Below are 13557 nucleotides of genomic sequence, written 5' to 3' on the forward strand. Positions count from 1 at the left end.
AGATAATCAATACTGTTGCTCTATGTTTGCGACAAAACAAATGATGGAACCACGGGGAAATCTGTGTTCGTTTTGTCTATTTTGGGGCTTTACCCGCACGCTAAGTCGGTTGAAACTGCGCCGAAATGCAAATGTAGGGCGCTAACATTATGACTGAGACCGTTCTCTCAAAGACTTCCTGTACCTTGGGGGAAGGGCCTCTGTGGCATCCGGGTCGCCAAAGCTTGTTTTGGTTCGATATTCTTGGGCATCGGCTTTTTGAACATACTGGCAGCGATCAGCGCGAATGGACGTTTGACCGGGCGGTCTCGGCGGCCGGTTGGATCGACAATACCCGGTTGCTGATTGCCTCAGAGCGAGATCTGTTTGTCTTTGATGTCGAATCCGCAACTCAAACCCATGTGGTTGATCTAGAAGCGGATAATCCTCTGACGCGATCCAATGATGGCCGCGCGGACCCCAAAGGCGGTTTTTGGATCGGCACCATGGGGTATGAGTGCGAACCCGGCGCAGGTGCGATTTATCGCTACTACAAAGGTGAGCTGCGCAAGCTGTTTGACGGTATTTCAATCACCAATGCGATCTGTTTTTCCCCCGACGCGCGCTATGCCTATTTCACCGACACAGCCACCAAAATGATCCAAAGGGTTGTGTTGGATCAAAGCGGCTGGCCCGCTGGTGACGCGGAGCCTTGGCTTGATCTGACATCTGAGGGACTAAACCCGGATGGGGCCGTGGTTGATGCCGCTGGCAATTTTTGGAATGCGCAATGGGGTGCGTCGCGGGTGGCCTGCTATAGCCCCGAGGGTGCGTTTATCGAGGCGGTGGAGTTTCCTGCCTTGCAAATCAGTTGCCCAAGCTTTGGTGGCCCTGATCTTGAGACCTTATTTGCAACCTCGGCGGCCACGGGGTTGGGAGACGAAGATCCGCTGCGTGGCCAAACCTTTGTGAAACAGGTGAGCGCGCGCGGGCAGGCCGAACATCAGGTGATTTTGTGAACGGAGCCACCCCGGATCCTAGCGACGCACCGCGCCCCGGTGAAACGGTACTTGACGCAAACATCCCCGAGCAGGCCAGCTTGCAGTTTATCGGGCATCTTCGCACGCCTTTTGCCACCCGCAATGATTGCCCTCGGCAGGGTGATCCGGCCCATGGACCGGACTGTCACGTTGTTGTGGAACCGCGCTTTGAACCGGCGTTGCAGGGGTTGGAACCAGGAACGCGGCTTGAGCTGCTTTATTGGTTAGATCGGGCGCGGCGCGATTTGCTTACGCAAAGCCCGAAGTCGAATGGTGAAACGCGTGGCACCTTTGCCTTGCGATCACCTGTGCGGCCCAATCCGATTGGCACGTCGGTGGTTGAGTTGATCGCGCGTGATGGCGCAACCTTGACGGTGCGTGGTCTTGATTGCCTCGACGGCACACCGCTTTTGGATATCAAACCGGACCGTCGCAACTATTGCATTCAGGTCCCACCAAAACCTTAGGCGAAAAGCGCACCGTATTCTTGGCGTAGAGCGTTCTTTTGCACCTTGCCCATCGTGTTGCGCGGCAACGCTTCGACGGTGATGAACCGACGCGGGTGTTTAAAGCGGGCCAAACTGTTGCTGACGGCGCTTTGTACTGCGTCAATATCGGGTGGTCCATCGGGTCCCGCCACCAAAACCGCCACCGGCGTTTCGCCAAATTCGGGATGGGGCACCCCGATCACGGCGCTTTCCAACACTCCGGGTTGATCATCCAGAAGGCTTTCGATTTCTTTGGGATAGATGTTGTAGCCACCCGAGATAATCAGGTCCTTGTTGCGGCCGACAATGGTGACGTAGCCGTCTTGTTCCTGCACGGCGAGGTCGCCGGTGATAAAGAACCCATCGGGGCGCAGTTCTTCGGCGGTCTTTTCTGGCATTTGCCAATAGCCTTTGAACACATTGGGCCCGCGTACTTCTAAGACGCCGATTTCCCCGCGCGGCAATTCATCACCATCCACGCCACAGACTTTGACGTCGACCCCCGGTAGGGGGAGGCCAACCGTTCCGGCGCGACGATCCCCGGCATAGGGGTTTGAGGTGTTCATATTGGTTTCGGTCATCCCATAGCGTTCCAGAATGCGGTGACCGGTGCGGGCCTCAAAACTGCGATGGGTTTCTGCCAAAAGCGGGGCCGATCCAGAGATGAACAGGCGCATATTGGCGGTGACATCTTGGGTAAAGCGCGGATTGTCGAGCAAGCGGGTGTAAAAGGTCGGCACCCCCATCAGGCTGGTGGTCTTGGGCATATGATCGATTAGGGCATCGGGATCGAGTTTTGGGAAAAACACCATCGAGGCCCCAGCGGCCAGAATAACATTGGTGGCTACAAACAACCCATGGGTATGGAAAATTGGCAGCGCATGGAGCAACACATCCGAGGAGGTGAATTGCCAATGATCCACAAGCGTTAGGGCGTTGGACAACAGGTTATTCTGGGTTAGCATCGCGCCTTTGGAGCGGCCCGTGGTGCCAGAGGTGTAAAGAAAGGCAGCGATGTCATCGCCTTGGCGCGGTTCGGTTTTGAACACGCCGCCAGCGGCATTGGCCTGCGCGGTCAGGGTGCCGGTTTGGCCTAGGCTGGCAATCTCGGCACCTCTCTTATCTGCGATTGGGCGTAAGGTATCGATGTGTTCCGGGTCACAAACCAAAAGCCGCGCGCCGCTGTTTTGCACAAAATACGCCAGCTCATCGCCCGTATAGCCGGTGTTGAGCGGCAGAAAGATGATTCCGGCTTGAATGCAACCAAAGATCAGCGCCAAAGCGTCAGGGCTTTTGCCAACCTGAATGGCGACGCGATCACCCGGGGCGATGTTGTTTTCCGATAGCGCCTGAGCGAATTGGGCGGCGCGTTTGGCAAATTTCGCATAAGAGACCGAGCCGCCATCAGGCAGATGTAGAAACACTGCGTCGCTGTCTGCGCGTTTACCCAACAAACTATCGTGAAGCAGGTTGGCCATGTCTCTCTCCGGTGCTGCGGCTTTGGGGCTAGGGTTTAGCCTCTGCTGTGTCTGTGACAAGCCCGAGCAGTTGGAATTCGCGATATGTCGCGCTCCAAACTGGTGGCAGTTGGGCCAACAGAGGTGGCAATTCGGCGTGCGATTCCTGGGCTGCGGTCTGAATGTCGCGCAACAAGAGGTTAAGACGGTTTGCGCCAAATACCCCCGCAGAGCCAGCCATCCGGTGGGCCTCTTTGCCAAGTGTGTCGAAGTCTGTTGGCAATTCTTGAGTGCTAAGAGTCAGGAAGGCGGACATTTCGGCGCTAAATTTTTCCAACAAATCAAGGGCCCGCTCGCGCGGAAGCTCTTCGAGCAATTCATCAAGAAGATCTTGATTGATCACGTCATCAGACAAAGGCATGCCCGGAACAATGATCAGTTTCGCGGTCACCGCGTCAATCATCGCTTGGCGCAGGGTCGCCTTGGTCAATGGCTTGACCAGAACCGCGTTCATACCAGCGCCGATAAAGCGGGCGGCTTCGGTGGGCAAGGCATGGGCGGTGGTGGCAATGATCGGGGTTTCAGAGTCGCTTTGGCGGATGTGCCCGGTTGCGGTGATCCCGTCCATTCCGGGCATGGAAATATCCATGAGTATCGCGTCGAATTCGGCGTCCCGGGCCTTGGCGACACCTTCGGCACCGTCAACCGCTTCTGTTACGCTGTGCCCGTCACGTTCCAACAATTGCCGGGCAACCATGCGGTTGGTCGGGTTGTCTTCGACCAGCAGGACCGACATCGGGGCCGGGGCCTCTGGTAGTATGTCTTTGCCAGTGCTTTCTATAGGCAAAGCCGGTGCTTCCATATCGCCAATGGCAGGTCGGGCCATAGGCAGGCGAAGCCAAAACACGCTGCCATCGCCAAGCTCGCTTTCGGCCCCCATTTTGCCGCCCAAGGCCGTCACCAACCGTTGCGAAATGCCAAGTCCTAGACCGGTGCCTGTATTGCTTCGGGCATAGGAACTATCGATGGTGACGAAGTCGCCAAACACCCGATCCAGATCGGCCTGTGATATGCCCAAACCGGTGTCGATCACCCGAATTTCAACTTCACCAAGCCCATGATGGCATTCAGCTTCGACAATCACTTGGCCGTTTTCCGTGAATTTGATGGCGTTGCCGACAAGGTTCAAAAGCACCTGACGAAGCCGATCGGGATCGCTGAAGACGTCGTGCAATTCCGGCTGCATTGGCGATAGGATCAAGTCATTCCCACGTGCGTCGGCGCGGGCGCGTTGACCGTCAAGGATATCCTGAAGTAGCTCGATCAGATCAAAGGATTGATTTTGCATGCTCATCTTGCCGGCATCCAAACGCGAGATGTCTAGGACGTCATTGACATGACCTAGCAAAATCTGACCGGATTTGCGCATGACGCTAAGATAATGGCGGTCTTCTTTTGGAAGGTGGTCCGGTTCAAACAGGTCAAGCGTACCCAACAGCCCGTTCAGCGGCGTGCGCATTTCATGGCTCATCACTGCCAACAAATCCGCCTTTTGCTTTTCGCCGGCAATGGCCCGGTCTCGGGCATCACGCATGGCTTCTTCGGCTTGGACACGGGTAGAAATATCGCGGATGAAGCTGACAAAAATCTCACCGTCGCGGCTATCGGTCCGGGCGAGGGTCAAATCAACCGGAAAGACCCGGCCTTCTTGGTTTTGCGCCTCAAGCTGGACGATGCCGGGGCCAACCAATCGCCCGGTGCTGTCTTCTTGCAGGCGTGACAAACCGGCGCGATGGTATTGAGCCAGCCCCTCTTTGTGTAGTGCGCGGAATTCTTCGGGAATTATCAGATCAACGATATTTGCGCCCAAGGCCACCTCGCGTGGATAACCAAACATATCCTCTGCGGCACCGTTATATTCGACCACGCGCCCTTTTCGGTCCGTCACGACAACGGCGTCCTGTGCCGTGGCGATGATGGCCTCCATGCGCTCGCTGATTTCTAAATTGGTCTGGGCGTCTTGTTCGCGGATTTGGGCCAACCGGAACATCGCCATGACCACAATGATCAAGACCGTCACCAAGGCGATCGTCAGGATGGCAATGCGGGTCAGGGTTTGCGAGATACTGTTGCGCTGACCGGTGCGAATCTCGGCAAAAATCGCAATCCCAGCCAAAGCGACATTGCGCGTCGCATCCTGAGCTGCGCTGGCATCACGTGCGAACTCGGGCAAGGATTGCGCAAAACTATTGTCCTTGGCATCGATAATAGCCACCCATTTCGTCAGGAATTGATCGATATGGTCAAGGTTCTCAAGGACCCGGGGATGGGCATGAAGCGGCTCAAATGTCGGGCTGTTCCGAAGGGTGTCGATTCGGCTGTAATACACATCAAACCGCGTTTGAAGCGCGCCCGTATGGGGGGCTTCGTTGTGTAATGCCTCATGTGCTGCCAGCTCTAGGGCCAAGGCCTCGGTCTCGGCCTGACCCAAAAACCACTGAACATTGTCGGAGGTCGCATAGGCCAAGCGTTCCAGCTGCTTGCGCACATCCATGACCAGAAGCATGATGATCGTGATAAACAGAATGACAATGACAGCCGTCAGGCCGCGCCGCATCCGTCCGGTTTCACCGGAGTCGTTTTCAGCTTTGTTTATCACGGTAATTTACTGCCCTACATCACGCCTGTGGCGCAGCTTAGCGCTCAATCTCAATCCGGTCCATTTGCCAAATGCTACGCGCGAAATAGACTTCGCTGCGATAATGGGCGGATTGGTCGTAGGGAAAGATGACCCACAAGGGGCCTTTGTCGCGCACCGACATCGGCGCACCGTTGCGTTCATAGGCAATTAGCGCCGCACCAGTGTCGGCATCCTCAAAAGGGATATCGATAAAATACTCATTAAGCGCAGACGCGTTGATAATGCCATCTTCCACGCCAAGATGTTTCAAAAGGGTGCCAAGCTTGATCCCGGCAAAATGTTGCAGGCCTTCGGTCCAGATAGTTGTGGTTTCCAGCTCGGTGCGTTCGAGGTCGCGCAACATGTCCAAATCGAATTCGGCTGTGTCACCAACGTTTGTTAGCTGAATTTCGCCCGATACCGTCAAAACCACCTGACCAGATGGGGCAGGGAGCGTGTCTGCCACAAGAATGGTGGTTGAAATCACCACCCAGAATACGCTCAGAAGGCCGAACAAATAGTGTGGCTGGCGAATCATTTTGCGTTTCTTTCGTCAAAATCAATGTGCGCGGATTGTGGTCCGCATTCGAATTTCTTGGTAAGAGCAGCCGGATACCTGTTGCTCTCTTTCGTATAGGCTGGCAGGCTATCGGTGTGGTAAGTCAAGGCTTTGCCCCTTGCCACTTTGTTAACGGAACATATGTTATTCTTAAGATGTAAGAGTAGCAGAAGCGCGGCCGTGTGGCCCGGAACGGAAATTGCTGTATGCGTATCTTGGTGGCAGATGACCATGACCTTGTTCGCGACACCATTGCGGCCTTTTTGACGGGTGAAGAGATCAAAGAGGTTGTGACTGTGTCGACGCTGGATGAGGCGGTGCAATCGGCCAATGAGACCGGTAGTTTCGATCTGGTTTTGCTAGACTACAATATGCCCGGTATGAATGGCCTTGAAGGGTTGGGTCGTATGAAGGACGCTAACGACGGGCGTCCGGTTGCGATTATTTCCGGCAGCGCATCACGCGAGGTGGCTGATGCGGCGCTCAAAGCTGGTGCGCAGGGGTTTATTCCCAAAACGCTTAGCGCCAAATCCCTTTTGACGGCGGCTCGTTTTATGGCAGCTGGCGAAATCTATGCACCGGTCGAATTTATGCAGCAAAAGCCTGATGATGAAACCGGAACGCTGACGCGGCGCGAATTGGATGTATTGCGCGGAATCTGCGAAGCCAAGGCCAACAAGGAAATCGCCCGCGACCTTGATCTCCAAGAGGTCACCGTCAAACTGCATGTCAAAACCCTCAGCCGGAAACTCGGTGCGCGCAACCGAACCCATGTTGCGATGATCGCTCGTGACAAAGGTTTGGCCTGACGCGTCTGATTTCTGTGGTTTCCTGTCCTGAAATTCGCTAGAATTCGAAAAAATTCGAATACTGGCGAAAATGGAGGGGAAGAATGGGGTTCATTCTCGCAATTGATCAAGGGACAACGTCCAGCCGGGCGATTGTCTTTGACGACAAACTGAATATCGTCACATCCGCACAAGAAGAGTTTGCGCAGCATTTCCCCGATTCCGGGTGGGTGGAACATGATTGTATGGATCTTTGGACAACGACCTTGTCGACATGTCGCGCTGCGATCGACAAGGCCGGTATTTCCGCCACGGACATCGCCGCGATTGGCATAACCAATCAACGCGAGACAACCTTGGTTTGGGACCGCAAAACCGGCGAACCCATTCACAACGCCATTGTTTGGCAAGACCGCCGAACCTCGGACATGTGCCAGCGTCTCAAGGCCGATGGCCACGAAGAGATGGTGACCAAACGCACGGGTTTGCTCCTAGATCCCTATTTCAGCGGTACAAAACTGGCATGGTTGCTTGATACAGTTGACGGAGCACGGGCACGGGCCGAGGCGGGCGAACTGGTTTTCGGCACTGTTGATAGTTGGCTTATCTGGCATCTGACTGGCGGGAAACGCCATGTGACCGACGCCACCAATGCGGCGCGGACCTTGCTCTATGACATCATCAAGGGCGAATGGTCGTCCGAGATTTGCGATTTGCTTAACATCCCTATGGCGATGCTGCCCGAGGTCCTTGATTGCGGGGCTGACTTTGGCATTGCCGAGGCCGAGCATCTTGGCGCGGCGATCCCAATTCTGGGTGTCGCGGGGGATCAACAAGCCGCAACAATCGGACAGGCCTGTTTCAAACCGGGCATGTTGAAATCGACCTATGGCACCGGCTGTTTTGCCTTGCTCAACACCGGCGACACCCCGGTCATGTCCAAAAACCGCCTGCTTACCACCATTGCCTATCAGCTAGAGGGCAAGCCAACCTACGCGCTCGAAGGGTCGATCTTTGTGGCCGGCGCGGTGGTTCAATGGTTGCGTGACGGTCTCAAGGTGATTGGCGCAGCTCCTGATACACATGCCCTTGCGCAACAGGCGGACGACACCCAGGACGTTGTTTTGGTGCCCGCTTTTACCGGATTGGGTGCCCCCTATTGGAACGCCGAATGCCGGGGGGCGATGTTTGGGTTGACCCGTGGCTCTGGCGTCGCCGAAGTGGCCCGCGCGGCCTTGGAAAGCGTCGGCTATCAAACCCGCGATCTGCTCGAAGCGATGCAGGCGGATTGGGGCGACACCGGCGACACGGCTCTGCGGGTTGATGGCGGGATGAGCGCATCTGACTGGGCGATGCAGTTCCTGTCGGACATCCTAGACGCACCCGTTGATCGGCCCAAAATTTTAGAGACCACGGCGATGGGCGCGGCGTGGTTGGCGGGGCAACGGGCCGGAATTTACCCAAACATGCAAGGGTTTGCAGATATCTGGGCCTTGGAAAATCGGTTTCAACCTCAGATGGAACAGGACCTGCGAGATCGCAAATATAGGGCGTGGAAACGGGCAGTTGCTGCTGCGCAAGCGTTTTGATCCGCAAATGATGCATGAAATGGCGGGTCTAACCCTCGACAGGGTGGCCACAATCGGCAATATCTTTTGAGCACCAAAGCAAGCCTGATGGGCCCGCCATGAAACCTGAAGATCTCGAAATTGCCTCCTCGTCGCTCTTACTGGGGGGGCTTGTGCCAGAAGCGCAAAAACTGCTTTTGCAGCGTGCACAAGTGCGCGATTTTGATCGTGGGGCCACGGTGTTTTTGCAAGGTGAACGCGCCAGCGCGATTTACATTGTTTTGGATGGCTGGGTGAAACTCTATCGGATTGCCCGCAACGGCTCTGAAGCCGTGGTTGGTGTCTTTACCAAGGGTCGTAGTTTCGGCGAGGCGGTGGCCTTTCGTCATGACACCTATCCGGTGTCGGCCGAGGCGGTGACCAATTGCCGATTGGTGCGCATCGAGGCCGAGCATTACCTGCATCTGGTGCGCTCAAACCCAGATATGGCCGTGTCGATCCTGTCTGCAACTTTTGCGCATTTGCATAGCCTCGTGTCTCAGGTCGAAGCGCTCAAGGCTCGTACCGGTGCCCAACGTGTGGCGGAATTCCTGCTCGAGCTTTCGAAGAACGAAGTCGGTAAGTGCGAAGTTGTGTTGCCTTACGACAAAGTGTTGATTGCCGGGCGTTTGGGGATGAAACCCGAAAGTCTGAGCCGCGCCTTTGGGGCGCTCAAGGCGCATGGGGTTAAAATCAAACAAAACAAGGCAGAGATTGCGGATGTCGAAACCCTCCGTACCTATGCCGAAGAAGATCCAGCCAATGCATGGGGGCAAAAATGAGCGGTGATTTAACCAAGGCACTGGCACTGATCGATCAGGCAAACGAAGCGGACCCGAACATCGACGAGGGCCGCCCCGAGGCGCGTTTGTACGGAGAGCGGATGACCTCAGAGGTCGACCGCCTGTTTCCCGACGCCTCCGACGTCTTAAAGATTGCTTGCCGGGGCCAACATGTTGAACGTTGGAAATTGCCCCGCAAGGATTTCCCCGAAGGGCGCGCAGGCTATTATGCTTGGCGCAAAGAACAAGGCCGCCGTCATGGCGAACGGGTTGCCGGGATCATGGCCGAAGCCGGATATGATGCCACTGCGCAAACACGTGTCGGGGTGCTTTTGCGTAAAGAAGGCATCAAGCAAGACGCCGAGGTGCAGGCCCTCGAAGACGTCATCTGTTTCGTTTTCCTGAAATGGTACTTCTCACCTTTTGCAGACTCGCAAAAGCCCGAGGCCTTGCCCCGTATCGTGGAACGCACCGCCGCAAAAATGTCGGCAGAAGGGCGCGCCCGCGCTTTGCAGGAATTTGACCTACCGGAACCTTTTGCGGGGATGTTCCGAGATCAGGAATAACTGGCCATGGAGCTTCTTCTTTCCCGAAATATCCCGGGGTGAATTGCCGCTTGCGGCAAGAGGGGCTGGCCCCCTTGGGCCAATTGATCAAAGGGGGGAACCCCGATGGTCTACGGGTTGGGCATCACCCCAATCACCCATTCATGCAAATGAAATACAGCGGCCCAAGCAATTACCGCGATTGTCAACCGAACCAGTGATGGCCCGCTTTGGGGGCGCCATTTCCCCGTGAACATCGCGGCAAATGGCACAAGAGCGGTCTGCGCACTCAACCGATCCCAATCGTGCCCCATCATGCGGGCACGGCGACGTTCCACAAGTTTCATGCCCAGCAATGAAAACCCTGCAAAGGTGCCAAACAAAATGACATGGGCCAAGTCACCATTGGCCCAAAGATGGGCAAGGGACCAAAGCGCCAGCGCCCATAACAACGGCTGACGCGTGACCCCGGCTATGCCGGGATGATCGGGGTCAAACCCGGTGCTGCGCCCTTCAAAGGCAAAAGGATTGGGCGCGCCGACGCCAAAGGCGCTGAGTGCAATAACCACCGGCATCACAAGGTTGACAGCCCATCGAGCGGCGGGCGTTTGATCCCAAAGCGGCACAAAAGGCGCACGCCCCGCCGCCCAGATCACCCAAAGCAAAAGCAGCGTGGAGGCAATGGAAAACAGCGCCGTATAGCCGCGCGATCCCAATCGCTCGATCAAGCTGTCCTTGACCCCCAATGCCGATGGAATGCGGTGAGACGCCATGAACAACATCATGGCCAGCCCAAATTCAATCCAGCCCAAAATGGCCTCCTGCGTCTTAACCTGCGGCGATGGCCAAGCCCATAATGCCGATCATGTAGATCGCCAAAACAAGGGCAAAGCCGCGTCCCCAACTTGGGGCGTCTTGCAATCCCAAATAGACGCGCAAGATGACCTGAGCCTTGATCCAGGCCAAGCCCAAAATCACCAACCCGGCAAAAACGCCGGTTGCGCCGAAAAACGCTAGAAGGGTGCTGCTAACGGATAGGGCGATCAGGCTGAGCCAAGCTTGGGTGGCACTCATATTGGGCAAGGACATCAGATCACCTTTAGAGCAGGTAAATAATCGGGAACAGCAAAACCCAGACCAAGTCGACCATATGCCAAAAGGCCGCCCCGACTTCGGTGTTGCGCGGGGTGCATTTCCAGCCAACTAACGCCAGAATGACGATCCCGGCGATCACATGCATGGCGTGGAACCCAGTCAGCATGTAGTAAAACAGAAAGAAGGTGTGGGTTTCAAAATCAATGCCTTGCGCGGCTTTGGAGGCATATTCCGCCCATTTAATCACCAAAAAGACGACACCCAAAACGCTGGCCGCTGTTAACAACAAACGGGTGCGTAGCACATCGCCCAACTCGGACGATCGCACAGCCATCGCCGCCAGCCAGCCAGACGTGACCAAGACCACGGTATTGATCCCGGCGGTGGTCGCGTTGAGATGGGTTTGGGCTTCGGCAAAGCCGCCCGGATCGGTAAGGCGCATGGCCATAAACGCAGCCAAACCTGCCCCAAAAACCAAAAGCTCCGATACGATCAGAACCCACATCATGAGATCGCCGGGCAGGGCGTCGATACCCTGCTCGGGGTGTGTTTGCGTGCTCATCCTGCGCCCACCAACTCCCGGTAGATGCGCGGCAGGGCCTGAATAAGCTTGTCCGGTTCAGGGATCAGCGCATAACCCCCTTTGCCAAAAATTCGCGGGAACCAGCTTTTGCCATCCCGGTCTACGGCAATGCCATAGACCGCATGACCAGCACGGCGCGCCTCTTGGACGGCCATGCGGCTGTCTTCGATGCCATGACGGCCTTCGTAGTGGTCAAGGTCATTGGGTTTGCCATCGGTGATCACCAACAACAACCGCCGTTTGCGGGGCTGGTTACTAAGGTCTTTGGAGACGTGGCGCATTGCGGCACCAAGGCGCGTATAGAACCCAGGTTGCAGCGCCCCAATACGACCTTCGACCTGTTTGGTCATCTGCTCTTCAAAGCTTTTGGCGTTTTGGACATAAACCCGGTCCCGCTTGAGCGATGAAAACGCGTTGATGGCAAAATCATCCCCGCAAGCATCCAAACCCCAAGCGAATGCGGCAAGCGCCTCGCGTTCGACATCAATCACCCGGCGACCATCATGGCCATGACCGGGGATCGAACTTTCGGTCGAGCGTGACACATCGAGCAGGATCGACACCGCCAGATCACGCTTTTCGGCGCGGGTTTGGTTCCAAACCCGGTCATCTGATACGCCGGTTGCTAGAAAATCCACATGGGCGCGCACGGCGCGTTCGGTGTTTAGCTCATCGCCATCCGGGTGGCCGTGGGTCGACACACGACCGGGGCGCAGTGCTTCGAATTGACGACGCACGGCGCGAATGCGGGCCTGCGCACGCGGATCATGGGTGAAGACATCCACATCCCCCGCTTCGGCAGGTGAGGCCAAAACCCGGCAGTGATTGCGCATATAGGTGCCGGTGCGACAGTCCCATTCGGGATAGGTTGTCACCGCCGATAGCATCTCGCGATCGACATCTTCGGGGGCCAAATCGAGGTGAAGTTTCAGCCGCGTGGCCGGAGCCTGTTTGATCTGACCAAGGCCGATTTCCTCTTGGTCATCAGCGGCCTTTTTGGCGTCGTCGTTTTCATCGTCCTCAACCCGGCGGTTGATGTTCATGAATTCGGCCCAGCTCAGGATTGCCTCGAATTTGTGTAAGATAAAGCTATCTGGGCGGTCAATGGCGTCGGCCTTGCGGCGGCGTGCCTTGCGGGCGCGGCCTTCTTCGGTGTCACCTTGTTCGGTTTCGCCCTCGGTTTCCGGGTTCGCAACCGTCATCGATTCCGAGCGATCAGAGGGGCGCAAATCGGGCCAAAGCGCAACTGGGCGGAACGACAGATAGCCACGCGGCGCGTGCCAATCGCCATAATCCCCTGCATTGATTGACGCGAGCATAGCAGTGGCGCGCTCGCTTAGCGCCTCGTTCGAGCCCAGCAATCTGGCAATAATAGCTTCGATGGCGGCCTCGGCCGGGGGCAGGGTGGGGGTGCGCCGCAAGAATAGCGTCGCCTCACAGAGGTCGCGGTAAAGCTTGGCAAAACCTGGTGCGATCTCCAAAGCCTTCGTAATCGTGTCTTGGACGGCTCGCAGCCCGGCCATATCGGCGCGCAGCGGATCATCTTCTTCCACCGGAATATCGACCTGCGCGGCACCCGCCGCAGCGGCCGCCAGCCACAAATAAAGCGCGGCATTGGCCTCACGGGCCGGAAAAACCGCAAGGCTTTCGGGCATCCGGAGCGCCATACCGTCATAACTGGCACGCGGGACGGCTTCGGCCCATGTGCCCAGCTTACGGCGCAGGGTTAGCCGGTGATGAGACACCTCGTCACCGACGGGTTTAAGCTCGACCGACGGGTCGCCGCCCAAACCACGGAATAAGACTGCCAGTCGCCCGCCAACCTCAGAAAGGTCGACGCGGGCTCCATCGTGGACAACAGGTGCGTCCAGACGACTGGCATAATTGTGCCAAAGTTTCCCGACAGTTTCTTCGGGTTCCCATGGCTCAATATCGATCGAAGTCACCACCGGCC

Annotated in this window: 13 protein-coding genes; 6 read left to right on the plus strand and 7 right to left on the minus strand. The window is 56.5% G+C overall.

All coding sequences use genetic code 11. The features are described 5' to 3' along the window. The first annotated feature begins 149 nt into the window (after positions 1-149). On the plus strand, positions 150-998 hold the full coding sequence (locus Q1A43_RS02945; protein ID WP_299932342.1) for an SMP-30/gluconolactonase/LRE family protein: 849 nt from the start codon (positions 150-152) through the stop codon (positions 996-998). Beyond that, complete coding sequence (gene tsaA, locus Q1A43_RS02950) at positions 995-1486, plus strand: tRNA (N6-threonylcarbamoyladenosine(37)-N6)-methyltransferase TrmO (protein WP_299932345.1); 492 nt, start codon at positions 995-997, stop codon at positions 1484-1486. The genes Q1A43_RS02945 and tsaA overlap by 4 nt, the downstream gene beginning before the upstream one ends. Here tsaA and Q1A43_RS02955 read toward each other — a convergent pair. From Q1A43_RS02955 to Q1A43_RS02965, 3 genes are read right to left on the minus strand one after another with little or no spacing between them, the layout of a single operon-like run. Beyond that, positions 1483-2985: a malonyl-CoA synthase gene (locus Q1A43_RS02955; protein ID WP_299932346.1), complete on the minus strand. Its 1503-nt coding sequence runs from the start codon at positions 2983-2985 to the stop codon at positions 1483-1485. The genes tsaA and Q1A43_RS02955 overlap by 4 nt on opposite strands. Positions 2986-3013: 28 nt before the next feature. Next, on the minus strand, positions 3014-5623 hold the full coding sequence (locus Q1A43_RS02960) for a response regulator (RefSeq protein ID WP_299932348.1): 2610 nt from the start codon (positions 5621-5623) through the stop codon (positions 3014-3016). Positions 5624-5660: 37 nt separating this feature from the next. Next, a complete protein-coding gene (locus tag Q1A43_RS02965; RefSeq protein WP_299932350.1) occupies positions 5661-6182 on the minus strand; it encodes a molybdopterin-dependent oxidoreductase in 522 nt (173 codons plus the stop codon). 227 nt (positions 6183-6409) lie between these two features. On the opposite strand from Q1A43_RS02965, the gene Q1A43_RS02970 reads away from it, so the two are divergent. The 4 genes from Q1A43_RS02970 to Q1A43_RS02985 all read left to right on the plus strand — a co-directional run bounded on the left by Q1A43_RS02970 (position 6410) and on the right by Q1A43_RS02985 (position 9946). Beyond that, on the plus strand, positions 6410-7012 hold the full coding sequence (locus Q1A43_RS02970) for a response regulator transcription factor (RefSeq protein WP_299920645.1): 603 nt from the start codon (positions 6410-6412) through the stop codon (positions 7010-7012). An 83-nt stretch (positions 7013-7095) separates the two neighbouring features. Further along, positions 7096-8580: a glycerol kinase GlpK gene (gene glpK / locus Q1A43_RS02975; RefSeq protein ID WP_299932352.1), complete on the plus strand. Its 1485-nt coding sequence runs from the start codon at positions 7096-7098 to the stop codon at positions 8578-8580. Positions 8581-8678: 98 nt separating this feature from the next. Further along, positions 8679-9380 carry a Crp/Fnr family transcriptional regulator gene (locus Q1A43_RS02980; RefSeq protein ID WP_299932354.1) on the plus strand — a complete coding sequence of 234 codons (702 nt, stop codon included), beginning with the start codon at positions 8679-8681 and terminating at the stop codon, positions 9378-9380. Then, positions 9377-9946 (plus strand): DUF4202 domain-containing protein, encoded by a 570-nt coding sequence (locus Q1A43_RS02985; RefSeq protein WP_299932356.1) that lies wholly within the window; start codon positions 9377-9379, stop codon positions 9944-9946. The genes Q1A43_RS02980 and Q1A43_RS02985 overlap by 4 nt, the downstream gene beginning before the upstream one ends. Before the next feature lie 110 nt (positions 9947-10056). Here Q1A43_RS02985 and Q1A43_RS02990 read toward each other — a convergent pair whose 3' ends face one another. The 4 genes from Q1A43_RS02990 to Q1A43_RS03005 are packed head-to-tail and all read right to left on the minus strand — an operon-like array spanning position 10057 to position 13549. Then, the gene (locus tag Q1A43_RS02990) at positions 10057-10737 is read right to left on the minus strand and encodes an NnrU family protein (RefSeq protein WP_299932359.1); all 681 of its coding nucleotides are present in this window, start codon (positions 10735-10737) and stop codon (positions 10057-10059) included. Between the two features lie 16 nt (positions 10738-10753). Next, on the minus strand, positions 10754-11014 hold the full coding sequence (locus Q1A43_RS02995; protein WP_299932362.1) for a cytochrome C oxidase subunit IV family protein: 261 nt from the start codon (positions 11012-11014) through the stop codon (positions 10754-10756). A 10-nt stretch (positions 11015-11024) separates the two neighbouring features. After that, entirely contained in the window at positions 11025-11582 is a 558-nt protein-coding gene (locus Q1A43_RS03000) for a cytochrome c oxidase subunit 3 family protein (RefSeq protein ID WP_299932365.1), read from the minus strand. Then, a complete protein-coding gene (locus Q1A43_RS03005; RefSeq protein WP_299932368.1) occupies positions 11579-13549 on the minus strand; it encodes a VWA domain-containing protein in 1971 nt (656 codons plus the stop codon). The genes Q1A43_RS03000 and Q1A43_RS03005 overlap by 4 nt, the downstream gene beginning before the upstream one ends. Between the last annotated feature and the right edge of the window lie 8 nt (positions 13550-13557).

The organism is uncultured Pelagimonas sp. (genome assembly GCF_947498515.1).
Lineage (GTDB): Bacteria > Pseudomonadota > Alphaproteobacteria > Rhodobacterales > Rhodobacteraceae > Pelagimonas.

Bases quoted from the DNA above. Each gene is read 5' to 3' on its own strand.
- Q1A43_RS02985 (WP_299932356.1), top strand. From the start codon at position 9,377: ATGAGCGGTGATTTAACCAAGGCACTGGCACTGATCGATCAGGCAAAC.
- Q1A43_RS02980 (WP_299932354.1), top strand. From the start codon at position 8,679: ATGAAACCTGAAGATCTCGAAATTGCCTCCTCGTCGCTCTTACTGGGG.
- Q1A43_RS03000 (WP_299932365.1), bottom strand. From the start codon at position 11,582: ATGAGCACGCAAACACACCCCGAGCAGGGTATCGACGCCCTGCCCGGC.
- Q1A43_RS02995 (WP_299932362.1), bottom strand. From the start codon at position 11,014: ATGTCCTTGCCCAATATGAGTGCCACCCAAGCTTGGCTCAGCCTGATC.
- glpK (WP_299932352.1), top strand. From the start codon at position 7,096: ATGGGGTTCATTCTCGCAATTGATCAAGGGACAACGTCCAGCCGGGCG.
- Q1A43_RS02965 (WP_299932350.1), bottom strand. From the start codon at position 6,182: ATGATTCGCCAGCCACACTATTTGTTCGGCCTTCTGAGCGTATTCTGG.
- Q1A43_RS02970 (WP_299920645.1), top strand. From the start codon at position 6,410: ATGCGTATCTTGGTGGCAGATGACCATGACCTTGTTCGCGACACCATT.
- Q1A43_RS02955 (WP_299932346.1), bottom strand. From the start codon at position 2,985: ATGGCCAACCTGCTTCACGATAGTTTGTTGGGTAAACGCGCAGACAGC.
- Q1A43_RS02945 (WP_299932342.1), top strand. From the start codon at position 150: ATGACTGAGACCGTTCTCTCAAAGACTTCCTGTACCTTGGGGGAAGGG.